The sequence below is a fragment of the Acinetobacter sp. WC-323 genome, from assembly GCF_000314615.1.
Taxonomy (GTDB): Bacteria; Pseudomonadota; Gammaproteobacteria; order Pseudomonadales; family Moraxellaceae; genus Acinetobacter; species Acinetobacter courvalinii.
Genome location: NZ_AMZS01000035.1, coordinates 474,855 through 501,591, shown reverse-complemented (window position 1 = coordinate 501,591; position 26,737 = coordinate 474,855). Strand labels below are relative to the sequence as shown.

Genomic DNA, 26,737 nt, shown 5'->3' with positions numbered 1-26,737 from the left:
ATTATCTTAGGTTCAAACCGCGGATACTGTCATTCAAACAAGATTTAATGGTAGGGACAATATGAAGTTTTTGTAGTCAATAGACTACATCGGTGTTTTTAAGAGCGGCTAAAAGAGATACGTTCTTTAGTAATGAAAAAGGCATCCTGTGATGCCTTTGATTTAAAACGGGTTGCGGGTTATAGCGGCTTAGGCCGTCTTATCCAGTTTATTTATAATTAACCAGTATGGTTGCTTGTGCATTTAACACCCCCGGTTTAACCGGTAAATTATCCAGCTTGTGGTAACGGGCCAGAAACCTTTTCGATACTGAGGGATTGACTCCGCCCGGCAATATTCCCAATACTCCCGTCGTATTATGAGTGATGACCCTTGCACCATTGTCATCATAAACAGCAACACCTACATTTTTGGTTTCAGGCACGGTATTGGTCAGCACATCTGAACGCACATTCAATGGTGCATTGTTATCCATCATGGTATACATCAGCTGCTTACCAGCATCAGCAGAACCACAACGGACAGTGACATTAAAACTGACCCCACCGATCTCCTCACCTGCTGATTTTAAATTTCCAGCGGGGACCTCCGGTAGCTGCACGGTTTGACTGTTCACCGAACAACTCTCGGCCAGCGATGGTTTGATATTTAAAGTGATATACGCTTTTTGACTACCAGATAGGACTATATATCCATCTGGATTAGACCAATTAACAAAAAGGGATGACATTAATAGCCCTAAATCGATTGAAATATTATTAATTTCTTCTTTAGGACCAGAGATCGGTGCCCCTGATGAATGAAAAAAGCCAATGTGAATTGAATCCACCTGAATGCCCTGATTAAGGGCTGAAAGTCCTTGAAATATATGGGTTGAAGATTGGACCGGTGAAGAGTTTGCTCCATCTTCACGTGCTATCTTAAAATAAATATAACCATATTTATTTAAAAACTCTGAGCCGGTTCCTTTCAATCCATAATAAGTTTTTCCCTCTGAAGTGACAGACCAGCTAAAATCAATATTCGCACTTTCATTAAATCTAAACCTTAATTCCCTCATATTTAAATCCCCCACAGATACTGGTCCTGGTGCTGCATCATCACATTTATTCAATTCCGGACTCTTCAACACTCGAGCGAAACTCGCTATCCCCTGACTATTACTCATACTAAAAAGGGTTCCATAGCTACTTCCTGCAACTAAATTATTATTAGGATTATAATTACACGAATAAGATTCAACAGCATAAGCAGATATCGTTTGAAAAGTAATCCATACTAAAAAAAAGATAGTTTTAAACTTCATTACTTACACTCCACAGCAAGCAGCTGCACGCTTTTAGGCTGCTTTTGCTCAGACATTTGTTTATGCGGTAGTTCGATAACACAGCGTTGCTGTTCTTGCGTACCCCACTGTACCCACAGTTGCTCTTTGAGCAGTCCAGCATTTTCAATAAATAGCTGATTAGACTGACCAAACATTCCTGCAACCTGTCCACCTTCGGTTATGGCCTGTACCCCAATCGGAATCTGTTTATTACCATCAGGGACAGTCACCTCGAGTAAAATATTTGAGGTTTTTTCGACATCAAATTTAACCAAAGTCGAGCTAAAGCGTCGTGGTATTACTTCGGACTGGTTTGCTTTAATATTGACATCCAGCTCTAGATCCTTGATATCAATCGCAATGCGATTACTGGCATACGGAGTGAGATTGGCATAAATTGCATTACCCCAATAATCCAGCTTTGTACCCCATGCATTCATGACGCTAGCACCTTTGGCACCCTTGGCATGAATGATGGTATAGGTATCGGAGATTTGATTGGTCGCGGTAATGCCGTGTGGATGGGCAACCAAGGCACCTCGGGCATTAAATCCATACTGGCTTTGTGTATTGCTTTTTCCAACAACCGCCCCTAACTGTATAGAAGGCAGGTTATAGTTCAGATTGGCTGAAATGGAAGAGTTACGCTCGGTAAAATCATTCCAGTTGTGGCTGGTATTGATCGCATAGCCAATTTGATTATATTCACCGGCAACGCCAGAAAAACCTAGAGATGCATTGGTCGGACGTCCAGCAGTATCGGCATGCTGTACATTCGATTGAATATTGGTCCGATGTTCGGCCCATGACAACGGCAGTGACAGGCTCAGATTAAAGCGCTGCTCTTTTTCTGTTTGTCCCAGATAGTTCTTTTTATCATTGCGCGAATATCCGAGTGAATAACTCAGTTTTTTCCAGCGATTATTATAAGAAAAACCATACTGGATAATATCCTGGTCACTGTTCCAGTAATTGCTTTTTAAAAGGTTCACTGACACTGCGCCCAGTTCTGACCGAGCAAAACTTTTATTCAGACTCAAACTCATTTGCTGTTTTAAATTATAGGATAAAAAGAAATTATCCAGCTGGTCCTGATCCAGCTCATCGTAATTCTGCAACGACATTATGCTGTTCAAGGTCAGAAATTTCGGGTCCTGATATTGCGCCGAGGCATACAGGGAAAGCTGGGATGCCGTAAGGTTATATTGATAGTCCAGTTTGTACTTTTGACCGATCTGGTTATGCTGGGCCAGATTGGCCTTGGAATGTTCCAGATCTAACCGAAAGCCACCCAGACGGTTACCATGTCCAAAACCAAGTAGATAGTTTTGATAACGATCACTGATATTTGCTCCGGTATACAAACTTAGATAGTTATTAACCCCATATTCACTACTAAGCTGCCCTACATAGGTATCTGACAGTTGATTTCCAAGTTGATAGCGACCAGATGCAACACTATAGTTTAGTTGCCCTGCGCGAATCAGGTTCATATTACTTTGTAAAGGCATGATAAAACTGCGTTTTTCTCCGCCGTTTTCAGTAATTTGTACAGTCAAGTCACCACTACTTCCCACCGTAAGATCATTAAATTCAAACTCGCCTGCGGGAACAGTACGTTCATAGATTTTTTGCCCGTTCTGGAATACCGAAACCAAGGCATTGGTATTGGCAATACTGCGAATGACCGGCGCATAATTACGCTGTGACCACGGTAGCATATTTAGATCGGTCGCCAGTTGCAGACCACGAATTTTGGCAGAACTTAACCCATACGCCTGGGTATTAAACTCCCCTGCGGTAACACGTGCATTGAGTGGGATTACATCGGTCGAGATGGTGTTGAGATAGGAACGATAACGGGACAGATCCGAACCATTGGATTCAAAACTCCCCGCATGACGCACATTAAACCGGGCAAGATTAAGCCCCCCACTCAGACTCAAATAATTGTTTGTCGTTTCTTTTGCACCTTCGGTCTTATTGGTATATCGATTAAAATCGTAACCGATAAATGCAGAGCTTACCCCCTGATCATAGGCATCAGGAGCAATATATCCACGTGGGCGCTGGTTAATAATCGTTAGCGGTAAAGACAGATTTAGCATCAACTCCGCCATATCCAGATCATAATATGCATCTGGACTCAGGTCTTTAATCACCAGACAGTCTTTTTTAGGCAATTTCTCTAAAATTTCAGGACGTAAATCTAGTCGTTGCAATAATTGCTCATCAATACATAGCACTGCGGTCAGATTGGCATCGAGATGATCAAACTTTAAATTCAGGGTACCTAATGAACGCTCATGATTGATCGAGGTATTGAATGAATAAGTCCCAACTGCCACGCCGTTGCTTTGTCTGAAAAAATTTAAATCGATATCCTGATTCTGGCGACCAAACAAGGACCGCGCATCAAAACTATAAAGGCGTTCAGACGGTACAGCTTTAGCCTGTAGTTGTTCGGTCTGTACTTCATGTTGTGCCGCATAACAATATTTTGCAAGCAAGAAAAACACCACACTCGACTTTAACACCAGTCTCATGATTAATTCTCTTGGGTTGAAGAAACAAATGATGCTGGCGTAGCTGTGCTTAAATCAGCTGTATGCGCAACACTGCCGCCATAGTCATTAATCAACAGATAACTGGCTTGGGTTGGATGAAAATTGAGCTTGGGTTTGATGGTCTCCATCGCAAACGGTGCTACCATCAACGGTTCGTTATAGGCGAACTGTTGTTTGGCATTTTTGAAATCGACATGCTCAAAATTGATATAGTAAGGTGAAGGATTATAAATTTTGATCGCTTTGGTGGCTGTATCGTATTGAAAACGCAAAGATGAAAATGCTTTTTGCTGGGTTATGTCGAGTTTTTCAGGACGATAAAACAGCTTGATCCGGGTACGGATAGATACCATTAACTTATTGGCTGCCTGATTTTCTTGCTGCTGAACAGTGGCTGGAATATCCAGGATATTAAACCAGTACACACTTTCCCGATCCTGAGGTAACGTTTTGGTATCTTTCTGAATCAGACGGATCATTTGACCTTTTCTTGCTTCAATCCTGGTTAGCGGTGGCGTTAAAATAAATGGTACTTCTCCCGCTTCAGGAATGATCTTCGGATCACCATTGTCCAGCCAGGCCTGAATCATGGCAGGCTTGTCTGACGAGTTAGTTAACTGCACTGTTGTAGTCTGCTGACTGGCAGGAAATATGATACGTGTACCGGTAATTGTTACACCTGCAAAACTGGATGATGCCAAACAACACATCAACACTGTTGCCAATTTACACACCTGAAAATACTTAGACATATCTTTACTCCACCAATTCAACAGACTTCAACACGCAAGGCAAATAAAATAATTATTTATAGAAAATGCTATAACGTACAGAAGCTTCAACATTTCCCTTTACAGTTGTATCTGTCGCGTAGTAACGGGCAAAATATTTATAGTCTGCAGTGTTTGTATCTTTCGGGTCTACTACTCTAGTCGTTGTGATTTGTGTATTTGCCGGTTCATTCAGATCAATTACTGTTTTATTACTATTCACTAATTGAATATCGACTTTATCTGCTTTATCGGTAGAAGCCTTATTAATTAATCGGCCTTCAGTATTTACTTTGGTCGATTCTGCCTCAAAATAAGGCGTGGCAATCTTTGTCGCCCCCCCAACCGTAGCACTACAACCCGCTCCGGTTAACCTGATGGTAAATGGCGTATCACCTGCGACCTCATCTGCATTTGCTAATGAAGCAATATTCATGGTCGGTAAAGTTAACGAACCATTAGCTGCACCACCATTAACAGTGGCATCGCAGGTACCATCTACCAATGTACCGGTAAAGTTGATGGTTCCAGTTGGTTCAGCAAATGCGGTTGATACGGCACCAAGCATCAATACTGCAAGACCTAAGTTTAATTTTTTCATTTCAGATTCCTCTCGTTTAAAAAACTAAAATTACACTTAATAATCACTCCACAGATTGATCGCAATAATTAACACGACGTTTATCCTGTAACGATGACCTGCTGAATGCATATGTGTAGGAGGATTATTCCTGAGCTTTCATTTAATCTATGCCATATGACTATGATTCCAATGTAAGGCTTAAACATTTAATGTGTAATTCACACCCTACAAAAAAGTTTTTTACATTAAAAACAAAAAAAATAAGAAATTATAAAATCAATACAAACAAATGATTTTCCATTATTTTTACAGCAAATTTAGCAAATTAATAAAACAAAAAATCCTTATAAAAATAAAACATTATTAAGAACAAAAAATTATTGTAAACCTTTTCTTAAAATCAGATAAAAATTATTATACAAAAACAAAATCCATTTATTCATTCTTATTTACGGAATCATCTCTTAATGAAAAAACTCAACTTATCAATTATTGCTTTAACCCTGTTCTGCTCACCGACCTATGCAAATACCGATCCGTTAAAAGGATGTACTGCCAAAAAACGTAATATTGAAATACAACTCAAACATGCAATGTTGAGAGGAAATAAGCATGAAATACAAGGTCTGGAAAATGCACTTCACCAGAATATAAACAACTGTGATGATGCGGACCTAAAAGCGCAAAGAACGCAGAAAGTCTTAGAAAAACAAAGGAAAGTCGAAAAATTAAAAGTGGAACTTCAACAGCAACTTGCTCAGGGGGATCAGAGTAAAATACTGAAAAAACAAAACAAACTTAGCAAAGCACAAGATGAACTCAAGCAAGCCAGAAACGAGCTAGAACGCTAAAACTATGGACTTTTTCAAACCCTTTAAAGGTTGATGTCATCCTTTTACTACACCGACACCATATAAAGATGTCATCTCTATCATCTTTCGCTGCTAGGCAAGAACTATCCAATTTGGCACCATGTTGAGTAATGAATCAGAAAGTATATTTCCCAAATATCCTATACTTTCTGGTTCATTTTCTCTCCTTTTAAGTAGGACTTCCCCTCCTACTTTTTTTTACCCCGTTTTTCTCACGGGGTTTTTTTCATTTTATATAACGATAATATTGGCTTAATGCCAGACTATTTTAATTTAATATCACCTTATTCATCTTATCTATCATTCATCCAAATATGACATCAGGATCATCTTTCGGGGACACTACATTAAAAAGCATTCTGCCATAATCAATCTTCACCATGACAATAGCAGATTTCTCAAAGGATTAAGAGGGCAATATGGAATTTTCCTTGTATATGATATTTATCGTCGCGTGTATAACACTATGGGTACTATTTAATATTTTTATTTATTATTATTTTCTGAATATCGACAAACCTAAAAAACAAAATAAATCCTGAATTAAAATAACCGGGCAGCTAAGCAGTCAATTTTAGTTACCCGGATTCTTTACAGTTCTTTAATATTCAAAATACTTTTTTATATTTCCCATCTTATATTACGCTCAAGTCGTTGCCGCCCTACAGGATTGTCAGGAATATATAACGCTTGAATCATCCTTTTCTGATTATAACTCCAAGTAAACTTGACAGTTAGCTTAGCTCCATTGATCAACAGCGTTTTGGAAGCTCTTCATCAAATTTAATCGTATCAGGCTCATTGTTATGCAAAAGAAATTTCTGTTATCCATGTTATCTGCAGCAACTTTATTAGTGGCAGCTTTTACCGTGCCTCAGTATAGCCATTCAGAACAACAGATGCAGATAGAGCAGAACACAGGGAGAACTATCCAGAAGATATTTGATGAAACCCGTACCCATGGCGTCATTATCATTCAGGATAAAGAGAAGATTTTGGTCTATGGCAATAATTTAAACCGGGCAGAAACGGCCTATGTACCCGCCTCTACGTTTAAGCTACTGAATGCTTTAATTGGTCTGGAAAACAACAAAGTCACCCCTACAGAAATTTTTAAATGGGATGGCCAGAAAAAAAGTCTGCCAGCATGGGAAAAAGACATGACACTGGGCGAAGGAATGAAAGTTTCCAATGTGCCTTTATATCAAGAACTGGCACGCCGTATTGGCCTGGAGTTGATGCAAAATGGAGTGCAACTTGCAAATTTTGGCAATACGGATATTGGCAATAAAGTCGATGATTTTTGGCTGGTGGGTCCCTTAACAGTTACTCCGATCCAGGAGGCAAATTTTGCATATCGACTTGCGTATAAAACTTTACCCTTTAAGCCAGCAGTACAAGATGAAGTGCAAAAAATGGCGTTTATAGAACGGCGCAATGGTAAAAAGATCTATGGTAAAACTGGATTGGGAAAAGATGGAGATACACAGGTTGGCTGGTTAACGGGCTGGGTTGAACAGCCCAATGGCGATAAAATTGCATTTTCTTTAAATATGGAAATTCAGCCAGACCTCCCTTACACGATTCGCAATCAAGTAACCTATAAAGTTCTAGAGCTGCTTGGTATCTTATAATTTCTATAAACTCAATCTCAGGAAAAGCTGATGTTGTACTTTAAGCTTAAATAACATCAGTTTGGATTAACTTATGTTGAAAGCCCTACTCTTGATTACTTGTCTATGTTGTTCTGGCTTTACGCAAGCGATGGATCATCAATTGGTTAGTTTAATCAATCAACGCCTGTCCTTGATGAAAGATGTTGCAGGTAATAAAGCCATTCACCATCAAGCTATAGAAGACTTGTCTCAAGAAGAAAAAGTTCTTGAAGCAACTTTAAATCAGGCCGCAGAGCGAGGAATTGAAGCATCTTCGATACGAGCTTTTATTATCGCTCAAATGGATGCCGCAAAAGCAATTCAATATCGTTATCGTGCAGATTGGCTGGCACAACCAGAAGAGAACTGGCAGCCAGAAGAGCTAAATCGGGTTCGTACCAATATATCGAAACTGTCTTCTGAGATTATAGATAGCATTGCAGATGAACTATATAAAAAAGGCAATCTGAATCATTATTCAGATGAATCATATATGAATTTTTTAAATCAACAGAATTTAAGCCAGGCTGATAAATCGCTGTTACTCAGGACTTTAAGCCAGATCCGTTTGAAGTAGTTGTGCTGTCAAAAATATTTCTCCACCTACCAAGATTCTACTCTCCAAACCAAAATGAATAGAAGAAGCACGATTACAGGTCGTGCTTCTCTGCTGACGCAGCCAGGAAAAACTATTTTAAATGTTTACGCAGTTCCGTTCCTGCCTGTGCTAAAGCAACTTTAACGGCAGGCTCATGACTGAGTGGATTCAAAAGGCCAAAATCATGAATAACGCCATTGTAACGCGTTACCGTGACCGGAACTCCGGCCTCATCCAGCTTACGACCAAAGGCCTCGCCTTCATCTCGTAATACATCCAATTCTGCCGTTTGAATCAAAGTAGGAGGGGAAGCTTTGAGCTGTTCCTTACTGGCTCTAAGCGGTGAGGCAAGGATATTGTTACGATCTTTCGTGTTGGTGGTGTAGTGATCCCAGAACCATTTCATCATATTCTTTGTTAGAAAATATCCATTCTCATATTGGTTATAAGATGCATTGTCAAAATCAGCATTGGTTACTGGCCAGAGCATCACGTTATAACGAATTTTTGGGCCATTAAACTGCTTGGCTTGTAATGCCACAGCAGCCACCATGTTACCGCCGACACTATTCCCCACCAAGGCCAGACGTTGACCATCTACCCCTATCTCTTTACCTTGCTGACTTACCCATTTGGTCGCCTCGAATGCCTGATTAATTGCGACAGGAAAATTCACTTCTGACGCAGGCGTATAGTCAACATATACAGCTGTCGTATTTGTCATAGACTCATTCCCGAATCAAACGTTCATGGGTATTAAAATCTCCTAGAACCCAACCACCGCCATGGAAAAACATAAATACATGAAGAATACCTTTGGCATCCACCGGTTTGAAAATTTTAAGCTTAGGCTCTTGTCTACCGACGATAATCATCTTATTTTTTGGGCCCCAAGGATTATCTCTCATGCCTCTTGAAGTTCCATCTTCTCTATGGGCTTACTTTTTCCAGAACTTAATACATCCATAAACATTTTCATACCTGTAATGAGTAAAGGCTGAATAATCTCTTGAGCAGATAGAGCAGATGCGAAAAATGTCGAAGCGACTAAAACCAATAACTTTCTCATATTACTCCCCTCCTTTATTTGCTGTAGGATTTTGCAAACCTAAGCTGATTGCCTGACTGATCTTTACTTGTAAACCAGTCGCTTCTATCAATAGATTTCTTGATTGAGAAATACGTTTCATCATTCTTAGCCATTCCATGTTGAAATATGATCTTTATCGATGTCCTATCGGCAATATCGACCTAATTAAAATAGATCTCTAGACCCAAGATAAATATAAGAAAAATCTTTATAGATTTACTTTTAAAAACGTTTTTTTCGTAGGGAGTTGACTACAACGCAACTGATTAAGTAGAAAGATACGAGCTCTTCAAACTAGCAAACAGCCCAATAAAAAAAGGGAATAAAAAGCTTATCCCCTTGAAGTAATAACGCATAACAGCTAATCCATAGCCTTAAATTAACATTCACAGACACCAAACATGTTATACACAAAATTGACGGGAGCACTCTCAAGGTAGAGATCTTTATCGTTGACCTTAGAGATGCCTTTATTGGTCAAAACAGATATAAGCCCATTTTCTTTTCTTAACACAACACCCTTAATCGGCTCTTCATTAATTTGAACAGATGTCTGTTCCGCGCATTTTTTCTTTTTATAAAAATAAACACGTTGTCCCACTTTTATATTATTAGGATTAACTTTCCGGTATAACCCACAATTTTTGCAGACCCATTTTTTCATGATCAACCCTCTAGACGATTCAGTAATCTTTAAAAAACACTCATCTACCACCTATCTACTGCAAATATTGTGAATAAAAAAATTTAGAACAGATATCATCCAAAGATATCAATTTTGTAGAAGCAGCCTGCGAATGAAGTAGTACAAGGATTACATCAGCCAATAGAATTATTAAAATTTATAAGAAATAAAGTGATCGTTAATTATTACCTTTCCCTTTTTAAAACTAATACTTATAGGCTCTCTTTGTTCTGGTTGCCTCTCTCCTGTTGCTCAATCCATTCATCTCTTCTAAATACGCTATCTACGCGAATACCTTTATAGCCGATAGATATATCATTGCACTCAGCAACACTATTTTTATTATCTAGCAGTTCCTGCTCAACGCTATACAAGATCCAGCGACCATTAAAAACATCATCTAGTTTTCTAATCGCTAACTCAAACTCTCCACCGTTTTGCTGCTCTACTCTACTCACCTGAGTTTTGTACGGACTATCTTTCAATGAGATAACATTTTCCACTCTTTGATAGCAATAATACAGGCGAAGTGAAAGTTTTCTAGCAGCCAGATACGCAAGCAAAAATTCTCTTTTTATCTCAATCAAAATATGGTTGCCCTGTTTATCAAATTCTTCGCGGGCCACTACAGCAAATTCTTCCTCTGGTCTTACCCAGTTATTCCCCTGTTTGACCAATCTTAAAGCAATAATAAGATCAGGATTTAAGTTCCACGTCCTCTCTCCAGTCATAGGCTGAGGATGATCAAAAACCAGATAGACTCCCGTAACCTCCTTACCATTTATTTCAAAGTTTTCGATACAAGAATAATGGCCATCTTTATCTATTGAGGGTAGGAACTCATGACTACAACCTAGCTCTCTCCAGGTTAATTGTTCTGCAAGACAACGTTTTTCTGAAAAAAAAGCCATTGAACTACATGAGAAGAAATCAGCGCGATAACCCGATTTTTCAATATTTCCATTTTCATCATTTTTAGACGCTTTTAACGGAATCCATTCAGCAGTATTTATTGTGGTAGAAATTTCATTGCTTTGAAGCATCCAATCTAGACTCATCATTTTTTCACACAATGCTTTAGCTAATATCAGCGGTATGTATAGATGCTATCACTCAAGAAATATTAAGATGTAATAGATATCATTTCAGTTATCAAAATTAACAAAAAATTGCTTCTGCTGTCTCTCAATAACTTTAAGTCTATGTAGGGTGCATTTAGCTCTGCTATTACCTTATCCTAACTCGTTGTTATTTATTGTATGAGCAGAGAGCCATTCTCTTTTGCTGTTTATTTCTGCATTCCGCTTGGCAATCCTTTTTGTGAATTTCGATGGATTTGTTAAGATGAGCTATGTGCACATTCAATCTCACCTCATATGCGTTTAACGTCATGTGACATAAAAAAGCTATACTTTTTTAAGCAATTCGGTCAGATTTGCACAGAATAATGAGGATGAATGATCACGCTCACCATCCAGATCAGATTTAACTAATTTTTAAGTTTCAAGGATTTAAAACGAATGAACAGCGCTGAAATCATGGCTGACCTAGATTCTCATACACCTATGATGCAGCAGTACCTCAAAGTCAAAACAGACTATCAACATGCTTTGCTGTTCTATCGTATGGGAGATTTTTACGAGCTTTTCTTTGAAGATGCTCACTTGGCCGCCAAACTGTTAGGAATTACCTTAACTCATCGTGGTAAGGCCAGCGGTCAACCGATTCCGATGGCGGGGGTTCCGTATCATTCAGCAGAAGGTTATCTAGCGCGTTTAGTCAAAGCTGGCCGTACGGTTGCGATCTGCGAACAAGTCGGTGAGGTCACTGGAAAAGGGCCTGTTGAGCGTAAAGTTGTCCGTATTTTGACGCCTGGGACCTTGACCGATGATGCCCTGCTGGGCAGTTATCAATCTTCAAATCTGGTGGCGCTGTGTATTCAGCAAAATCAGATCGGTCTGGCTTTACTTGATCTCAGTGCTGGTATTTTTAAAGTCCAGCAGCAGGACTATAAGCCAGAGCAACTGGCAATTGAACTGGCACGTTTAATGCCGAGCGAAATCCTGATTGATGAAGATCTGATTGACCAAAATATTATTGAACAGATCAAGAAAAATCTAGACTGCCCGATTGCCAAACGTCCGAATGTCGACTTCAATTTAAATAATGCGCAAAAAACCTTATGTGACCAATTTTCAGTATCGACATTATCTGGATTTGGACTTGATCCATTCCCGCTTGCCAGAGCTGCCGCTGCTGCCCTGATTCACTACGCAAAAGAAACCCAAAAAACCGCGTTACCGCATATCCGCTCCATCCAGATTGAGCAAAGTACTGATTTTATTGCACTTGATCCGATTACGCGCCGCAATCTGGAGATTATTGAGCCGTTATTTGAACATGGCACTTCACTGTTTCAGCTCATCAATGATTGCCAAACCGCGATGGGCGGACGTTTGCTGAGCCGAACCTTGATGCAACCGATCCGTGACACAGCCATATTGGATGCACGTCTTGATGCGACTGAACAATTATTAAAAGGCTTTCATGAAGCCCCTGTTCGGCTGGTACTGAAAGAAATTGGTGATATTGAACGTGTGCTCAGCCGTGTTGCCTTAGGCAGTGCTCGTCCCCGTGATCTGGTACAACTCCGTCATGCCTGTGCACAGATTCCGTTCTTGCGTCATGCCTTGGCGCCTGTATTAAAAGCCCAGCAATCTAAACTGCTAACACAGCTTGACCAAGAGCTGGGTGATTTTAAGAGCCTACATCAGCACTTGATGGCTGCGATTGTTGAAAATCCACCGGTGCTATTACGTGACGGCAATGTCATTGCTGAAGGCTATGATGATGAACTGGATGAATTACGAAAAATTCGTGATCATGCAGGCCAGTTCCTGATTGATTTAGAAATTAAAGAACGTGAACGTACCGGCATCAATACTCTGAAAATCGGTTATAACCGGGTTAGCGGCTATTATATCGAATTGACACGTGCGCAAGCTGAACAAGCGCCTGCCGATTATATTCGTCGCCAAACCCTGAAAAATGCGGAACGTTACATTACACCAGAACTGAAAGGCTTTGAAGATAAAGTGCTTTCAAGTGAGTCGCGCGCCCTCGCCCGTGAAAAGCTTTTATTTGAATCATTGCTTGATGAATTGCGTCAGAATATTGCGCATTTGCAAATGATGAGTGCCGCGATTGCACATATTGATGTATTGGCAAACTTTGCCCATCAGGCCAGATTAAACAGTTGGGCAAGACCAGAATTTACCGCTGAAACCTGCATCAAGATTCAGGCTGGTCGCCATCCTGTGGTCGAAGCATTACATAAAGCCCCGTTTACGCCGAATGATACTTTCCTTGATCCACAGCATCGTATGGCGATCATTACCGGTCCAAATATGGGCGGTAAATCGACCTTTATGCGTCAGACAGCCTTGATCAGCCTGCTTGCTTACTGTGGCAGCTTTGTTCCGGCCAAAGCTGCAAAGCTGGGTTCAATTGACCGTATCTTTACCCGTATCGGCTCAGCGGATGATTTATCGACAGGTAAATCGACCTTTATGGTTGAAATGACCGAAACCTCACAGATCCTGCATCATGCCACCAGCCAGTCTTTAGTGCTGATGGACGAGGTCGGTCGTGGAACCAGTACCTATGATGGCCTTTCTCTGGCTTGGGCCTGTGTGGTTGACTTAACCAAACGGGTAAAATGTTTGTGTCTGTTTGCGACCCACTATTTTGAGCTGACTGAACTGGGTAGCGAAGCAGGCATTGATAATTACCATGTCACCGCACAAGAACTGAATGGCAATTTGATTTTGCTGCATAAAGTCCAGCATGGCCCAGCCAGCCAAAGTCATGGTTTACAGGTTGCGAAACTGGCCGGGATTCCTGCAAGCGTAATCAAGGAAGCCCAGAAACGTCTAAAAATTCTGGAAAAGCAACAGCATCAGCATTTGCCTAGTAGCGTTCAGAATGACTTATTCAGTTCCGTTGAGCATGAAATCGAAACGCAGGTGATTGAGAAAATTGTTGAGGTTGAAGCAAAATCACCGGCCTTAGAGTTGTTACAAAATATTGATGTCGATGACCTGACACCACGTCAGGCACTGGAACAGCTGTATCAACTCAAAGCCTTATTCAAGACCAGTCAGACACTTGAAAGTTAACTATGCCCCAATCAGCTCTGGTATTTATACTAGAGCTGATTTACACAGATACCGTTTAAACAAACAATCCCTCACCCATTGCCTGATCTGATCATGTTATTTCTAGATCAGATCTATCAGTCTATGGAGGAACATGTCATGTCTCGTAGTGATAAAACTGCCTATACCGCAAAACAGAAACGACAAGCCAAACATATTGAAGAAAGCGAGCTAGACCAAGGCCGCTCTCAGGAAGAGGCTGAACGGATTGCTTGGGCGACAGTGAATAAGCAAGACGGCGGCGGTCTCAAGAAAAAGCATAAATAAGCGAATTACGGCTGTAGTTGAGAGTTATTATCAACAAAAGTCATATAAATAAGTCCATTTCATTGATACGAATAATAAATATCAATAAAAGGAATTGTTTCTATCGGTATTTTTTGCCTAAAATACGCTATTCAAAATGAAAACCATATTTTTAGGTAGCTGCCGCCATGACCTTTGTTGTCACCGAAAATTGTATTAAATGTAAATATCAAGATTGTGTGGAAGTTTGTCCAGTAGACTGCTTCTACGAAGGTCCTAACTTCCTGGTGATCAACCCGGATGAGTGTATTGACTGTGCACTATGTGAACCTGAATGTCCGGCAAATGCGATTTTCTCGGAAGATGAGTTACCAGAAGGCCAAGAAGTCTTTATCGAACTCAATGCCGAATTGTCTGAAAAATGGGCAGGCAATAACATCACTCAAATTGGTGAGCAACCTGCTGACCGCGAAGAGTGGAATGGCAAGCCAGACAAGCTGCAATATTTAGAAAAATAATGAAGAAAGGCCAGTTTTACTGGTCTTTTTTATACTTTAATCACACATTTCTTTGCAATTACCTCATTATTCAGGCGCCATTTTGCATTAAAATAATACGCCTATCGATTATGAACTGCGCTTTTTATGATTCGAAATAAATTACAGGGTCTATTATCATTATTTGTCATCCCTGTGATGATGGTGGGTTGCTCAAGTTCAACCCCGAAAGTCAATCAAAACCAAGGTAAAAGAATTTATATTCCTCAAGAACAAGTCACTTTTACCCGCCCTGTTCCCAATAAAGTCGAACCTGCCTCCTATCGCCAATGGCTCGGTCAAGGCGACAATTATGCACGTGTCCGCGAATATGAACAGTTTTTAGCGCGTAATAATGTTGCGCATATTGTGCCAAGTTTTGAATTGTTACGGACGGCACGCGACTGGCAGAAATGTGGTCGTTCTGAATATATGGTGCCAAACCGTGAGTTATGGGGAAATGCCCTACCAACCTTACGTGTCTTTAAATATCTGGTCGCAGCAAAAGTCTTAACCGATTTTGAAGTCACCTCGGTTTACCGCGATTTACCATTGAACCAATGTGCAGGCGGTGCAGGTTCATCCAAACATCTGTTTAACTCGGCTATTGATTTCCGCATCGGGCCTGAATATCCGCAGCCTCAAGACTATGCCTTTATCGAACAGACCAAATTCAAGTTATGCCAGTTCTGGGCACAGCATGGACAAAGTCTGGACATCGGCGTTGGTTTATATAGTTCCGGACAGATTCATATTGATACACAAGGCTATCGTACTTGGGGCCCTGACCTGACCCGTAATAGCTCGATGTGTAATTTCTAACAAACCTATATCCACTTAAAAAGAGATCAAACTGATCTCTTTTTTATTTCATTACACCAGATTAATTGAGCAATCAAATTGCACTCTGGTCATAAATGTTTAAAATGCAGCTAACAGATTCATAGGTAAACTTGATTATGCAACAGATGTGGACCGAGATTGATGACTATATCAATTCACATTTAATTCCCACAGACCCAAGACTTCAACATGCATTAGACAATACCGATACCCAGGGTTTTTCTAATCATTTGGCTGTTGCACCGAATCAAGGCATGTTTTTGCAGATGCTGATCCAGATGAACCAATGCAAACGTGTATTGGAATTAGGCACCTTTGGGGCTTACAGTACCATTTGGCTCGCCAAGGCATTGCCGGAAGATGGTTATTTGCTCACTGTTGAAGGACGCGATACCCATGTTGTTATCGCACAGGAAAATATTGATTTTGCCAATATGCCCACCACAATCGAGCTAAAAAAAGGCCGTGGTGCAGATATCATGAATCAGTTGATTGCTGAAGGCAGCCAACCCTTTGATTTGATTTTTATTGATGCGGACAAGCAAAGTTATCCTGAGTATTTTGAGTTAAGTTTAAAACTGGCTCATTCGGGTACCATTATCGTGCTGGATAACGTGATTCGTGCCGGGGATATTCTGGATCCGAATAACAAGAAACCAAGTATTGAAGGGATTCGTGAAGCATTCACGGCGTTGAAAGACCATCCTCAACTTTTATCTTGCACCGCATTACAAACAGTCGGCTCAAAAGGTCATGATGGCTTTGCAATTGCCATCGTAAAATAGAGACTAAAAAACAACCTATTTAATTTAGTTGTGTAATATCAACCAATTATATTTATCTCTTATGCTTTTCCATATAGTTATCCACAGGAATTGCGGATAACTATATGGAAAGAAATGAATCACTTAGCGACAAGTAACGGCACATTGGCATTCCGGAAGATCGTGGTGGTAATACTTCCCAGGAAGAACTGATGAATTTTACTATGGCTAAATGCCCCGAGTACAATCAACTGAATATCGTGTTCCTTTTGATATTCAAGAATATTTTGCGCAACATCACCATAACGGTACACCGATACCACCTCTAAACCGGCATCGGTTAAGTACTTCTCAGGCTCTGCCAGCATCTCCGGATGATCACCGACGTAAAGCAGATGACATTGCAATAGTTTCAACAGATCACTTTTTGCAATCCGTTGCAGCATTTTCTGACAGGTTGGCGAATATTCATAAGCAAAAATAAACCGTTTTGGTGGCTGAAAATGCTCGCCTACTGTAATGACGGTACAGTTTGCGCCACGGATAAAGTTTTCAACATTACTTCCAATCGGTTTGTTTTTCTCAGCAGCACGCTCACCCACCCGACCAATAATCACGATATCGTTTTCATCAAGCAGATTAAAACTTTGTTCAAGAAAATCACCTTTTTCCTGAATCTTGGTACTGGTCAGACCATACTGTTTCTCGATCAGCTCCGAGATATGTTTTAGTAAATTATTACTATAATCCAGGGCCAGCTCACTTTGTTTTTGTTCGAGCTCAGCCAGTTCTTTCAGTAACATAGCATTACTTTCAAAACCAATTACCCCACTGATTTCACCTAAATGATAGCTCGCTGGGTAATAGTCCAGAATTTGCAACAGTACCAATTCTCTTTGTGTCTGTTTAGCTACCCATACGGCCGCCTCAGCCACAGCATCAATGCAGGGTGAAGAATCGATACATGCAATTACACGGTTCATTTTCGCCTCTCTTTAGGTACATACCTTAGGTCTTCTACTTGTTTTTAACTTAACATAGATAAAAGTGAGGAAGGTTAAATTTATGTATCGAATCTCAGATGCTTTTTAATAAACCTTTATTCATTACGATAACGGATTATTTTTGCTGGATTCCCTGCCACAATTGCGTAATCATCTACATTTTTAGTGACCATACTGTTCATGCCGACTACCGCATGATCTCCGATTTTAATCCCGTCCTTGATGCCCACATGTGCGCCGAGCCAGACATCACGTCCAATTTCAATTCCTTTAGAGCGAACAGGTTGCTGATAGATAGCACGATCCATTTCCATACCATGATCAAAGGCATATAAGTGACTATAGGCTGCGATTCTAACCTGATCATGTAATGTGATCCCTGCACGTCCCCCATCCAGAATACTGTGATGGTTAATGGCGACTTCATTGCCGATCTCTAACGGGCCATGCAAGGTACAATCCGCTGCAATAAAAGTATTATCTCCAATCGAAATCTTGCGACCGCGTTCAGCAAAAATATGTGCCAATGGAGAAATGAAGCAGTTCTTACCGATTTCCACCGTCTCCATCTCCATGAGATAGGCCTGATATTCAGCTTGCCATGCTTCTGCCCATTCACGATGTTTCGGCTTGAGTGTCCAATACAGCCACGGCATGTAATTAAGGCGCTGTTTATGCTGCTCTCGGTATTTTAGTAAAGGATCATTCATTGTCTTGCTCCTCAACCAATACCAATTGCTCTCGACCTCTAGTGACATCTTGGAGTTTTAACCTTAATGGCTCAAGCTGATGCACTTGCAGTCGGGCCTGAACCGTAACACCGGTATCGGTATAAGCTTCCTGATACTCAATCTGTTGCTGCATCAATTCATACTGCATAATGGCCCATTCATTGAACAGACATGCAAAACGTATTTCTTTCTTTTCAATCAGTTCAATTTTTTCTGCTAACAATAAGCACTGGCCTGCGCAACCACCATAGGCGCGTACCAAGCCCCCCGTCCCCAGTTTTATACCGCCATACCAGCGATTGACCAGCACAATCACATTGGTCAGTTCATTACCTTCAATGGTTGCAAGTATTGGGCGACCTGCCGTACCCGAAGGTTCACCATCATCATTAAAACGGACATGATGCCCAATTTTCCATGCCCAGCATTGATGTGTGGTTGAAGTATCTTTGTACTGTTCCAGAAAATCTTTAACCTGCTGTTCATTTTCAACAACAGCCGCAATCGCCTGGAAACGACTTTTTTTAATGTCTTCTTCAAAAGTTACCGTACGGGCAATGGTAAATGGCATAAAAAACAAGATAAAAACTGAAAAACAGATTATAGCCGCTTCACTGGCAAATAAAAAACCTCGCCTGAAGCGAGGTTTTCTCAATCTGCATCCCTTAGCGTTCGCGTAATGCTTCTTTGGCTTTATTAAACGGTTTCAACAGATAATCCATAATGGTTTTTTGACCGGTACGAATATCGACTGTCGCCACCATCCCCGGGGTAATACTGAAGGCCTTACCCGCCTTGTTATAGAGGCGATCCGAATCGGTCCGGATATAAACACGATAATAGAACTGATCCTGCTTGACTTCATCACGAATGGTATCTGGAGAAATGATGGTGACTTTGCCATCCAGACCACCGTAAATGGAGTAATCATAGGCCGTAATTTTTACCAGAGCCTCTTGTCCTGGACGAATGAAAGCAATATCTCGCGGTGAAATACGTGCTTCGATCAACAATTTATCTTCCAGTGGCACAATGGTCATCAATTTACCATTTTGTGGAATCACCCCACCTAAAGTCGTGACATCAATTTCTTTGACCACACCCCGTACTGGTGCTTTAAATACCGCACGTTGCAAGCTGTCAGCACGCCCATTCACCACCTGTTGTTGCGTCTGAATGTCAGTATTGGCCTTGGAAAGTTCTTCTCGCGCTTTGACATAATATTCGTTACGGGTGTCATTGATCTTGTTATTCAAGTCATTGGCTTCACGTTTTAAACGCAATACCTCAACTTCACTGGCTGCACCTTTGGCTACTAATGGCTCAGTCATGGCAAGCTCTTGTCGTACTAGCTTGGCCGCCTGTTCATAACCTGCGATGGATTGCTCCAGATTCTCACGGCGCGAATAATAAAGTGCAGTTTCCTCTTGAACCAGCTTAGGACTTTTCTTAACTTCTTCAGGAAAGGTCAGTGGCGTGCCATTCACTTCGGCACGTAAACGCGCTGCGGTGGCCTGTGCCGAAATCAGTAAAGACTGCGACTCGCCCACATTCGACGCCAAACGGGTTGGGTCGAGTTGGGCCAGAATCTGTCCCTTTTCCACCACATCCCCTTCATTCACATCCAGCTTGGTTAGGATACCCCCTTCAAGTGACTGAATGATCTGTTCTTTTGAAGATGGAATAACTTTACCGGTCCCCGTAGAAACTTCTTCTAAATTAAACAACCATGCCCAGATCAAGAGTACAAGTAAACCAATCCCAATCATCCAAACAACGAGTGTCGAACGAGGTAACTTAGGTTCCTTGTAAGTTACATTCATCGGACGACTACCCGTTTTTTGTTCTTCACTCATAAATTTGCCTCTATGCTCTAAGTATTAAACTATTTTTTGTTTTATTGCTGATTGTTGTAAGACTTGTTCTACTGGCCCATCCATTACGATCTTGCCTTCATTCATGACAATAATCCGGTCCACCAGTTCCAGAACGGCACGGCGATGGGTTGCTACCACCAAAGTCCGATAACCGAGCCAGCTTCTTAAATGATCAATCAGCTGCTTCTCGGCGACATCATCAATGGCTGCCGTTGGCTCATCCAGCAACAGGATATTCGGTTGACGGATCAATAAACGTGCCAACAATAACGCTTGACGTTGCCCCCCAGAAAAACCGACCCCACCTTCTAACACCAGATGATCCAGCCCTTCTTTCTTCTCATGCACAAAGCTCAATGCACCAGTCACTTTCAGCGCTTTTAAAATGTCTTCATCACGTGCCAGTGGCGCACCTAACGTCAGGTTTTCACGAATCGTGCCATAGAATAAGTGTGCATTTTGATTGAGTAAGCCCATGTCACGACGGACATCGGACGGATCAATCAGGCTAATATCCAGGTCATCTAAATACACCGAACCTGCATTCGGAGATTGCATCGCCGACAAGATCTGTAATAGGGTCGATTTACCCGCACCATTTCGCCCGAGAATGGCAATACGTTCACCCGCCCGGATCTTCAAATGTGGAATAGACAGACTTGGACGTGGATCGTCTTCGGAATATTGGAATACGACTTTCTTCAGCTCATAGTCGCCATGTAACGCTTCTTTATGCACCAGATGGGCCTGATCAGCCTGATCCACCGGCTTCTTCATTAATTCATCCAGACCTTTTTTCGCTACTTTAGCTTGTTGTAAACGCCCGAGAATCCCGGTGATTTGCGAAATCGGTGCCAGCATACGCGAAGACAAAATCGAACAGGCCACCAGCGCCCCTGTCGTCATCTCACCTTCCATGACGGCAAAACACCCTACCAGAATTACCGCAGCATAGGTCAGACCCTGAATCTTTTGTGTCCATGCCGTGAGCATCCCCACAATTTTACGTTGCTGCATGCTAATATCGGCAGACACTTCATTCATGTGGTTCCACTGGTTCTGGAAACGTGACTCTGCACGTAATAGCTTGATATCTTCAATGCCTTGTACGGCTTCAACCAGAATCGCATTACGAATCGAGGATTCGCGCATCCCTTCTTGTGCCAGTTGCGCCAGTTTCTTTTGTGCCAAGATTGCAGGCAAAATCATTAAAGGTACGACCAAGAGCATGACCCAGAATAAATTTCCGCCAATCAGCGCAAAAATAACCAGGAATAAGAAGAAAAATGGTAAATCTGCAATCGCGCCCATTGTGGTCGAAGTGACCAGCTCACGCACACCTTCCAGTTCCCGAATCTGGGAAATAAAAGTACCGGTAGACTTAGAGCGCTCACTATTTTTGATACGCAGCGCATGACCGAATACACGGTCAGACACTCGTAAATCGGCCCGTTTCCCAATAATGTCTGAAATGTAAATACGTGAAAGACGCAGCACAAATTCGAAAATTGCGGCGATAAGTACGCCAGCTGCCAGCACCCACAGCGTCGGAATGGATTGTGAAGGAACGACCCGATCATAGACCTGCATGGAGAAAATAATGGTCGCCAATGCCAGAATATTGGCAATCATCGAGGCCAGCATGATATCGATATAGCGCTTCCAGTCTTGCAAGGCAATCGACCAGAACCAGCTCGGTTGATAAGGCTTGATATATTCATCAACACGCGCATCAGGAACCGACTGTTCAGGACGCAGTACATAGACATTCTTAATGATATGTCTCAATGCACCGACGGCAAATTTCTGTGACAGGCCCTGATCACCGCTGAGCTGAATGCTGACATGTCCGGTACCATCCGCCTTATCAATCACACCAACCTGCCCGTCGGCCAGTTCGACCAATACCGGTAGGCGCCAAGGGTTAATCACATCATTGCTAAAGGCAACTTTGCGTAAGTTCAGGCCAATCTGGCGGCTGATCAGAATCAGGACCTCATCTAGGTTCTGGTTCTGGTTCCAGTCCAGTTGTAAGCGAATCCGTTCTTCAGATGGTTCAATCCGGTAATGCTTGGCGATGGTTAATATTGCCTGTAACCATGGCTGATAATTTATTTTTGTAGTAATCATGGTTGTACCTCAAACCCTTGTATATTTAAATTATTGAGGTCATAGGCCTGACGAGAACGTCCTGTCGCAGCAATGTATTGTGCAATGCTGCTGTAAATATCATAACGTGCTGTTTCAGCCTCTGAGTTCGCACTATGAATCGCTTGTTCTGCATTGAGCAAATCGACTAGAGTCCGTGTTCCCAATTTATATTGTTCTTGATAAAGTTCTCTTGTACGTATTGTTGTTGCTTGTTGTCCTGCCAAAACCTGCATCTGGCGTTGTTTATTTTCAATCTGTTCACGACTGGTACGGATCTGGTCCAGCACCTTGAGATAAACCGCATTTACTTGCGCTCTTGCTGCCTCTTCAGCATAACTGGCGGCGCGTGTTCTGGAAGAAGTCGCTCCCCCTTGGTAGAACTGGCTGCTGGCTTCCAGCATGATGGCACTATCAAAGCCGCCTTCTTTATCATTTCCCGGGTTGCGTCCGTGTAAAGCCTGACTCAGTTCTCCTTTTACCGATAGTGTCGGATAATTACTCACCTGTGTCTGTAATTTTTGATTACGCGCCACTTCAATGCCCGCCTGTGCAGCAATCATTTGTGGAATGGTGTTGAACTGTGGTGTTGCGTATAAATCTGATTGTTTTACAAAATCGTCAGGAATGGTCCATTGCACGTTGCGGGTATCAAAACCGAGCAAGGTATAAAGATGCTGCTGGTACTGACTGAGTAAAGATTGCTGGGCAATCATTGCTGACTGTGCAGATTGTAAATAAGACTGGGCCTGGATCGGGTCAGCCTGACTACTGATCCCGGCATTGGCACGCAGATTGGCCATTTCCTGAATTCGCTTAATCCCGGCAATCTGCTGATTGGCAATCCGGATAAGCGTCTGATAACGCTGAATATTGATAATAGTTTGTGCCACATCCAAGGAGATATCGTCAATTTTGACCAGCACATTGGCCTGTCCAACCAACACCTTGGCTTTTTCTACATTGACACCCGATTTAACCTTGCCGAAATCATAAAGCATCTGGGTTGCACTCAAGGTCAGTAGTTGCTGTCCACGTGTACTTTTCTTCCCCAGATCTCCTGTGCTGACACCACCGCCAATCTGTGGATAGTAGCCTGATTTTGCCACGTCGATATTGGCATTTTGCGATGCCAGTGCCGCGATTCCTTGTGCAATATCCGGATTACGCTGTACCGCTACCTGCACGGCATCTCTCAATACCTTACGCTGATTCTGCCAAAATGCATTTGCGACCGCCGTCTCTTGTGGACGTCCTGATCCAACAACAGGTAAATCATTGCCTAGTGAGGAATCGACCGAGAAGTTGCTCAACTTTTGCATTTGCGCAACTTTAAACTCATCACTACTTTGCGGAACAAACAGCCGGGACAAATTGTTCTTTAAAGTGTGATACTGTTCACTTGGTGTGGTTGCATGTGTCATTGGTACAGATAGCGTTGCTGCATAAAGTAACCACTTAAAACTCATACTTCTTTTCCATGATCCATTATTCACTTTTATATCGTTCTTTAAGTTCATATTTTTTCGTATTGTTATCATTTCAGCATTTTCATTTTAATCATTTTTTTACATAAAACACTATGTTCTAAACACGTTTTCACACATTTATAAGTGTTTATTTTTGTAAAACAGTTCTCATTTTTATAAAATATGCCAAACTAATTAAAAAAAATAAAATAAATATTTATCAGCTAATTAGAATAAAATTCTCGCTATTCCCCACTAAATGAGTTGGGATTGAGCAATCTGATTTATATGCAGCCATAAAAAAAAAGAACCTTCCGGTTCTTTCTTCACATGCACAGTTGATTCGAGGTTAAACGACGAAATCATCACCTAAATAGACTTTACGCACCTGTTCATTGTCCAGAATTTCTTGCGGTGTTCCCTCCGCAATGACTGAACCTTCACTAACGATATAGGCTTTTTCACAAATCGCCAGCGTTTCACGCACGTTATGATCGGTAATAAGCACCCCGATACCACGATCTTTTAGCGTCTGGATAATATCTTTAATATCACCTACTGAAATCGGGTCGACCCCGGCAAACGGTTCATCCAGTAGCATGAACTTCGGATCTGCGGCCAAAGCACGGGCAATTTCAGCACGACGGCGTTCACCACCAGACACACTCATACCCAGTGAATCTTTGATATGGGTAATTTTAAAATCACTTAACAATTCATTCAGACGTTGCTGGCGTTGCTGTTTGTTCAAATCTTTACGCGTTTCCAAAATCGCCATAATATTTTCAGAAATGGTTAACTTCCTGAAAATGGAAGCTTCTTGCGGTAAATAGCCGATGCCTTTACGCGCACGTTCATGCATCGCAAGGTCAGACATGTCGAGGTCATCTAAATGAATCTCGCCTTTATCCATCCGAACAAGGCCAACAACCATATAGAAGCTGGTGGTTTTACCTGCACCATTCGGGCCAAGCAGACCCACGATCTGCCCACTTTGCATGGTAAAAGATACATCTTTGACCACCCAACGTTTACTATAGTTTTTCGCTAAATGTTTGATACATAAAGTCTGTGGTTGCTGCACTGCTTGTTCCATTAATCACGTGCCCCTGGGAAGCTTTTAGAGCTTGATGGTGGAATAATGATTTGTACACGGTTACTTGATGAGCCCTGCGCCTCGACATCGCCTTTATTCATACTATATTTCAGGCTATTACCACGAATACTTGATCCATCCTGATACAGGTAAGCATTACCTGTTAGCGTAATAATCCCGGTATCTGCGTTATAGACGATATTTTGCGCTTCACCACGTGCTAGACCTTTGTTGGCATCCATTTGTTGCTGGAACTTTGCAGGTCGTCCCTTTGCCGTAATGGTTTGAATTTCTTTCTTGCTATTCAGGTTGGCCACCAGTGAATCTGCTTGCAGTTTCATGGTGCCCTGCTCAATCACGACATTACCGGTATAGGTGGTTACACCAGATTTATCATTATAGGTTGCGCGATCAGCAACCAGTGAAAGCTGTTGATTGCGGTCTGAAGGCAAGGCAAAGCTGGTGCTTGCAGATAATGCAATCACAGCCACGCAGCTGGCTTGTTTTAGGAAAGTGAGACGAGATTTAGAATTAAGAGCTTGGCGCATACTTTCCTCGAATTTTGTAAAATTCATATTGACCATTATTCATATTAGCCTTGAGACCTTGACTCACAAACTCAGCAGTCGGTGATTGAACCGTGACCTGATGTTGTGTTTCGAGTTCTCTTGTTTTCGGGTAACCCGTGAGCTCATCGGTATGAAACTCCATTTTACCCTGATCGGACAATTTCGTCGCAACGACATTACCAAGCAAGACAACTTTAGTGTTGTCGTCATAGCCATTTGCCTGTTTTGCGTAAAAGGTTGCGTCTGCTTTGCCCTGTTTGTACATCACTGCATTCAGTTGATCAAGCTGAGAGGTTTTCAGTTGCATATTCTGTTGCAACTGTTTCACTTCAGCACGAATATATAAATTACCCTGCTCATCAGTTTGTGTTAAGTGAACACCCTGTGCGGAATAGGTCATATTCTTGGCTGAATCAACATCCAGCTTTTTTGCCTTGCCGCTGTAATAATAATAGCCACCGCTCACCGCAGCGACTGCAACAGCAACAACATATAAAACTTTGGTATCCATAAACTGGGTTACCTAACCTTTGAGCAAATCAACACTATATTAATGTGGTACCGCAAGATATTTTTCAAGCAGTTCTTGGTAAACACCTTTTGCCATCAACAACATATCACAGACTTCCCGGACAGCCCCACGACCGCCCATCGCCTGGGTCACCAGATTGGCACGACGACGCACTTCTTCATGGCCATTGGGAACAGTGACTTTCATTCCGGCAATTGCAAATGCAGACAAATCCGGCCAGTCATCTCCCATATAGATGCAGTCTTCAGGTAATAAGCCTAACTGGGTACATGCTTCACGCAAAGCAGTTCCCTTATCTTCACGCCCCTGATACACCAGATCGACACCAAGATCAGACATGCGTTTTTCAACGATATGACTTTTCCGGCCCGTGATAATAATCACCTTCATACCCGCTTGCTGGACCAGTTTCATGCCCAGACCATCACGGATATCAAATGACTTAATTTCATCATCCGAATTGGTTAAGGTCACAAAGCCATCGCTTAAAATCCCATCCACATCAAGCACAAGTGCCTGTAAATGACGTGCTTGTTCTTGTAAAGCATAAGATGCCAT

Annotated in this window: 28 protein-coding genes; 8 read left to right on the top strand and 20 right to left on the bottom strand. The window is 41.8% G+C overall.

Translation table 11 applies throughout. The features are described from left to right. Positions 1 to 208: 208 nt before the first annotated feature. From ACINWC323_RS10340 to ACINWC323_RS10355, 4 genes are read right to left on the bottom strand one after another with little or no spacing between them, the layout of a single operon-like run. On the bottom strand, positions 209 to 1,306 hold the full coding sequence (locus ACINWC323_RS10340) for a fimbrial protein (protein WP_009510965.1): 1,098 nt from the start codon (positions 1,304 to 1,306) through the stop codon (positions 209 to 211). Beyond that, the gene (locus tag ACINWC323_RS10345) at positions 1,306 to 3,873 is read right to left on the bottom strand and encodes a fimbria/pilus outer membrane usher protein (protein ID WP_009511026.1); all 2,568 of its coding nucleotides are present in this window, start codon (positions 3,871 to 3,873) and stop codon (positions 1,306 to 1,308) included. The genes ACINWC323_RS10340 and ACINWC323_RS10345 overlap by 1 nt, the downstream gene beginning before the upstream one ends. Positions 3,874 to 3,875: 2 nt before the next feature. Next, positions 3,876 to 4,646, bottom strand: coding sequence for a fimbrial biogenesis chaperone (locus tag ACINWC323_RS10350; RefSeq protein ID WP_009510833.1), 771 nt, complete (start codon positions 4,644 to 4,646; stop codon positions 3,876 to 3,878). Between the two features lie 52 nt (positions 4,647 to 4,698). Next, a complete protein-coding gene (locus ACINWC323_RS10355; protein ID WP_249364860.1) occupies positions 4,699 to 5,232 on the bottom strand; it encodes a fimbrial protein in 534 nt (177 codons plus the stop codon). A gap of 482 nt (positions 5,233 to 5,714) precedes the next feature. Between ACINWC323_RS10355 and ACINWC323_RS10360 the strand changes: the two genes are divergently transcribed. The 3 genes from ACINWC323_RS10360 to ACINWC323_RS10370 all read left to right on the top strand — a co-directional run bounded on the left by ACINWC323_RS10360 (position 5,715) and on the right by ACINWC323_RS10370 (position 8,351). Continuing rightward, positions 5,715 to 6,098 carry a DUF1090 domain-containing protein gene (locus ACINWC323_RS10360; protein WP_009511217.1) on the top strand — a complete coding sequence of 128 codons (384 nt, stop codon included), beginning with the start codon at positions 5,715 to 5,717 and terminating at the stop codon, positions 6,096 to 6,098. Positions 6,099 to 6,925: 827 nt separating this feature from the next. After that, positions 6,926 to 7,753 carry a class D beta-lactamase gene (gene blaOXA, locus ACINWC323_RS10365; RefSeq protein ID WP_009510905.1) on the top strand — a complete coding sequence of 276 codons (828 nt, stop codon included), beginning with the start codon at positions 6,926 to 6,928 and terminating at the stop codon, positions 7,751 to 7,753. Between the two features lie 73 nt (positions 7,754 to 7,826). Further along, on the top strand, positions 7,827 to 8,351 hold the full coding sequence (locus ACINWC323_RS10370) for a chorismate mutase (protein ID WP_009510857.1): 525 nt from the start codon (positions 7,827 to 7,829) through the stop codon (positions 8,349 to 8,351). 112 nt (positions 8,352 to 8,463) lie between these two features. On the opposite strand, the gene ACINWC323_RS0118955 is transcribed toward ACINWC323_RS10370, so the two are convergent. The 6 genes from ACINWC323_RS0118955 to ACINWC323_RS10375 form a co-directional block, all read right to left on the bottom strand. Continuing rightward, complete coding sequence (locus ACINWC323_RS0118955) at positions 8,464 to 9,096, bottom strand: alpha/beta hydrolase (protein WP_009511306.1); 633 nt, start codon at positions 9,094 to 9,096, stop codon at positions 8,464 to 8,466. A 4-nt stretch (positions 9,097 to 9,100) separates the two neighbouring features. Then, the gene (locus ACINWC323_RS20470; protein WP_009511276.1) at positions 9,101 to 9,280 is read right to left on the bottom strand and encodes an alpha/beta hydrolase fold domain-containing protein; all 180 of its coding nucleotides are present in this window, start codon (positions 9,278 to 9,280) and stop codon (positions 9,101 to 9,103) included. Further along, positions 9,277 to 9,441 carry a hypothetical protein gene (locus tag ACINWC323_RS20375; RefSeq protein ID WP_009511015.1) on the bottom strand — a complete coding sequence of 55 codons (165 nt, stop codon included), beginning with the start codon at positions 9,439 to 9,441 and terminating at the stop codon, positions 9,277 to 9,279. The genes ACINWC323_RS20470 and ACINWC323_RS20375 overlap by 4 nt, the downstream gene beginning before the upstream one ends. A 1-nt stretch (position 9,442) precedes the next feature. Further along, a complete protein-coding gene (locus ACINWC323_RS20465) occupies positions 9,443 to 9,565 on the bottom strand; it encodes a hypothetical protein (RefSeq protein WP_009510815.1) in 123 nt (40 codons plus the stop codon). A gap of 276 nt (positions 9,566 to 9,841) precedes the next feature. After that, positions 9,842 to 10,126, bottom strand: a complete 285-nt coding sequence (locus ACINWC323_RS0118950; protein WP_032881368.1) for a hypothetical protein — start codon at positions 10,124 to 10,126, stop codon at positions 9,842 to 9,844. Between the two features lie 233 nt (positions 10,127 to 10,359). After that, positions 10,360 to 11,208 (bottom strand): hypothetical protein, encoded by an 849-nt coding sequence (locus ACINWC323_RS10375; protein ID WP_050560465.1) that lies wholly within the window; start codon positions 11,206 to 11,208, stop codon positions 10,360 to 10,362. 459 nt (positions 11,209 to 11,667) lie between these two features. On the opposite strand from ACINWC323_RS10375, the gene mutS reads away from it, so the two are divergent. The 5 genes from mutS (at position 11,668) to ACINWC323_RS10400 (ending at position 16,774) form a co-directional block, all read left to right on the top strand. Then, entirely contained in the window at positions 11,668 to 14,325 is a 2,658-nt protein-coding gene (mutS, locus tag ACINWC323_RS10380) for a DNA mismatch repair protein MutS (protein WP_009511182.1), read from the top strand. A gap of 138 nt (positions 14,326 to 14,463) precedes the next feature. After that, positions 14,464 to 14,631, top strand: coding sequence for a hypothetical protein (locus tag ACINWC323_RS20035; RefSeq protein WP_009510985.1), 168 nt, complete (start codon positions 14,464 to 14,466; stop codon positions 14,629 to 14,631). 167 nt (positions 14,632 to 14,798) lie between these two features. Further along, entirely contained in the window at positions 14,799 to 15,128 is a 330-nt protein-coding gene (gene fdxA, locus ACINWC323_RS10390) for a ferredoxin FdxA (RefSeq protein ID WP_004652744.1), read from the top strand. A gap of 126 nt (positions 15,129 to 15,254) precedes the next feature. Continuing rightward, positions 15,255 to 15,968 carry a D-Ala-D-Ala carboxypeptidase family metallohydrolase gene (locus ACINWC323_RS10395; RefSeq protein WP_005231517.1) on the top strand — a complete coding sequence of 238 codons (714 nt, stop codon included), beginning with the start codon at positions 15,255 to 15,257 and terminating at the stop codon, positions 15,966 to 15,968. Positions 15,969 to 16,105: 137 nt separating this feature from the next. After that, on the top strand, positions 16,106 to 16,774 hold the full coding sequence (locus tag ACINWC323_RS10400; RefSeq protein WP_005231518.1) for an O-methyltransferase: 669 nt from the start codon (positions 16,106 to 16,108) through the stop codon (positions 16,772 to 16,774). Positions 16,775 to 16,893: 119 nt separating this feature from the next. Here ACINWC323_RS10400 and ACINWC323_RS10405 read toward each other — a convergent pair whose 3' ends face one another. The 10 genes from ACINWC323_RS10405 to ACINWC323_RS10450 form a co-directional block, all read right to left on the bottom strand. Then, positions 16,894 to 17,736, bottom strand: a complete 843-nt coding sequence (locus tag ACINWC323_RS10405) for a universal stress protein (RefSeq protein ID WP_005231519.1) — start codon at positions 17,734 to 17,736, stop codon at positions 16,894 to 16,896. Positions 17,737 to 17,852: 116 nt separating this feature from the next. Beyond that, complete coding sequence (locus tag ACINWC323_RS10410) at positions 17,853 to 18,467, bottom strand: acyltransferase (protein WP_009510846.1); 615 nt, start codon at positions 18,465 to 18,467, stop codon at positions 17,853 to 17,855. Continuing rightward, positions 18,460 to 19,059, bottom strand: a complete 600-nt coding sequence (locus ACINWC323_RS10415) for an IMPACT family protein (RefSeq protein WP_009511309.1) — start codon at positions 19,057 to 19,059, stop codon at positions 18,460 to 18,462. Before ACINWC323_RS10415 ends, ACINWC323_RS10410 begins: the two co-directional genes overlap by 8 nt. Before the next feature lie 94 nt (positions 19,060 to 19,153). After that, positions 19,154 to 20,344: an HlyD family type I secretion periplasmic adaptor subunit gene (locus tag ACINWC323_RS10420; protein WP_005231522.1), complete on the bottom strand. Its 1,191-nt coding sequence runs from the start codon at positions 20,342 to 20,344 to the stop codon at positions 19,154 to 19,156. Positions 20,345 to 20,368: 24 nt separating this feature from the next. Next, positions 20,369 to 22,492 carry a type I secretion system permease/ATPase gene (locus ACINWC323_RS10425; protein ID WP_032881386.1) on the bottom strand — a complete coding sequence of 708 codons (2,124 nt, stop codon included), beginning with the start codon at positions 22,490 to 22,492 and terminating at the stop codon, positions 20,369 to 20,371. Next, positions 22,492 to 23,982 (bottom strand): TolC family outer membrane protein, encoded by a 1,491-nt coding sequence (locus ACINWC323_RS10430; RefSeq protein ID WP_005231524.1) that lies wholly within the window; start codon positions 23,980 to 23,982, stop codon positions 22,492 to 22,494. Before ACINWC323_RS10430 ends, ACINWC323_RS10425 begins: the two co-directional genes overlap by 1 nt. A gap of 349 nt (positions 23,983 to 24,331) precedes the next feature. Next, a complete protein-coding gene (gene lptB / locus ACINWC323_RS10435) occupies positions 24,332 to 25,078 on the bottom strand; it encodes an LPS export ABC transporter ATP-binding protein (protein ID WP_004773613.1) in 747 nt (248 codons plus the stop codon). Beyond that, positions 25,078 to 25,626, bottom strand: coding sequence for a lipopolysaccharide transport periplasmic protein LptA (gene lptA / locus ACINWC323_RS10440; RefSeq protein ID WP_032881366.1), 549 nt, complete (start codon positions 25,624 to 25,626; stop codon positions 25,078 to 25,080). The genes lptB and lptA overlap by 1 nt, the downstream gene beginning before the upstream one ends. After that, positions 25,610 to 26,158, bottom strand: coding sequence for an LPS export ABC transporter periplasmic protein LptC (gene lptC, locus ACINWC323_RS10445; protein ID WP_005231526.1), 549 nt, complete (start codon positions 26,156 to 26,158; stop codon positions 25,610 to 25,612). The genes lptA and lptC overlap by 17 nt, the downstream gene beginning before the upstream one ends. A 39-nt stretch (positions 26,159 to 26,197) precedes the next feature. After that, the gene (locus ACINWC323_RS10450) at positions 26,198 to 26,737 is read right to left on the bottom strand and encodes a KdsC family phosphatase (protein ID WP_009511185.1); all 540 of its coding nucleotides are present in this window, start codon (positions 26,735 to 26,737) and stop codon (positions 26,198 to 26,200) included.

Coding starts and splice junctions, on each gene's coding strand:
- ACINWC323_RS10340 (WP_009510965.1), bottom strand. CDS start 1,306: ATGAAGTTTAAAACTATCTTTTTTTTAGTATGGATTACTTTTCAAACG.
- ACINWC323_RS10345 (WP_009511026.1), bottom strand. CDS start 3,873: ATGAGACTGGTGTTAAAGTCGAGTGTGGTGTTTTTCTTGCTTGCAAAA.
- ACINWC323_RS10350 (WP_009510833.1), bottom strand. CDS start 4,646: ATGTCTAAGTATTTTCAGGTGTGTAAATTGGCAACAGTGTTGATGTGT.
- ACINWC323_RS10355 (WP_249364860.1), bottom strand. CDS start 5,232: ATGCTTGGTGCCGTATCAACCGCATTTGCTGAACCAACTGGAACCATC.
- ACINWC323_RS10360 (WP_009511217.1), top strand. CDS start 5,715: ATGAAAAAACTCAACTTATCAATTATTGCTTTAACCCTGTTCTGCTCA.
- blaOXA (WP_009510905.1), top strand. CDS start 6,926: ATGCAAAAGAAATTTCTGTTATCCATGTTATCTGCAGCAACTTTATTA.
- ACINWC323_RS10370 (WP_009510857.1), top strand. CDS start 7,827: ATGTTGAAAGCCCTACTCTTGATTACTTGTCTATGTTGTTCTGGCTTT.
- ACINWC323_RS0118955 (WP_009511306.1), bottom strand. CDS start 9,096: ATGACAAATACGACAGCTGTATATGTTGACTATACGCCTGCGTCAGAA.
- ACINWC323_RS20470 (WP_009511276.1), bottom strand. CDS start 9,280: ATGAGAGATAATCCTTGGGGCCCAAAAAATAAGATGATTATCGTCGGT.
- ACINWC323_RS20375 (WP_009511015.1), bottom strand. CDS start 9,441: ATGAGAAAGTTATTGGTTTTAGTCGCTTCGACATTTTTCGCATCTGCT.
- ACINWC323_RS20465 (WP_009510815.1), bottom strand. CDS start 9,565: ATGATGAAACGTATTTCTCAATCAAGAAATCTATTGATAGAAGCGACT.
- ACINWC323_RS0118950 (WP_032881368.1), bottom strand. CDS start 10,126: ATGAAAAAATGGGTCTGCAAAAATTGTGGGTTATACCGGAAAGTTAAT.
- ACINWC323_RS10375 (WP_050560465.1), bottom strand. CDS start 11,208: ATGATGAGTCTAGATTGGATGCTTCAAAGCAATGAAATTTCTACCACA.
- mutS (WP_009511182.1), top strand. CDS start 11,668: ATGAACAGCGCTGAAATCATGGCTGACCTAGATTCTCATACACCTATG.
- ACINWC323_RS20035 (WP_009510985.1), top strand. CDS start 14,464: ATGTCTCGTAGTGATAAAACTGCCTATACCGCAAAACAGAAACGACAA.
- fdxA (WP_004652744.1), top strand. CDS start 14,799: ATGACCTTTGTTGTCACCGAAAATTGTATTAAATGTAAATATCAAGAT.
- ACINWC323_RS10395 (WP_005231517.1), top strand. CDS start 15,255: ATGATTCGAAATAAATTACAGGGTCTATTATCATTATTTGTCATCCCT.
- ACINWC323_RS10400 (WP_005231518.1), top strand. CDS start 16,106: ATGCAACAGATGTGGACCGAGATTGATGACTATATCAATTCACATTTA.
- ACINWC323_RS10405 (WP_005231519.1), bottom strand. CDS start 17,736: ATGAACCGTGTAATTGCATGTATCGATTCTTCACCCTGCATTGATGCT.
- ACINWC323_RS10410 (WP_009510846.1), bottom strand. CDS start 18,467: ATGAATGATCCTTTACTAAAATACCGAGAGCAGCATAAACAGCGCCTT.
- ACINWC323_RS10415 (WP_009511309.1), bottom strand. CDS start 19,059: ATGCCATTTACCATTGCCCGTACGGTAACTTTTGAAGAAGACATTAAA.
- ACINWC323_RS10420 (WP_005231522.1), bottom strand. CDS start 20,344: ATGAGTGAAGAACAAAAAACGGGTAGTCGTCCGATGAATGTAACTTAC.
- ACINWC323_RS10430 (WP_005231524.1), bottom strand. CDS start 23,982: ATGAGTTTTAAGTGGTTACTTTATGCAGCAACGCTATCTGTACCAATG.
- lptB (WP_004773613.1), bottom strand. CDS start 25,078: ATGGAACAAGCAGTGCAGCAACCACAGACTTTATGTATCAAACATTTA.
- lptA (WP_032881366.1), bottom strand. CDS start 25,626: ATGCGCCAAGCTCTTAATTCTAAATCTCGTCTCACTTTCCTAAAACAA.
- lptC (WP_005231526.1), bottom strand. CDS start 26,158: ATGGATACCAAAGTTTTATATGTTGTTGCTGTTGCAGTCGCTGCGGTG.
- ACINWC323_RS10450 (WP_009511185.1), bottom strand. CDS start 26,737: ATGGCATCTTATGCTTTACAAGAACAAGCACGTCATTTACAGGCACTT.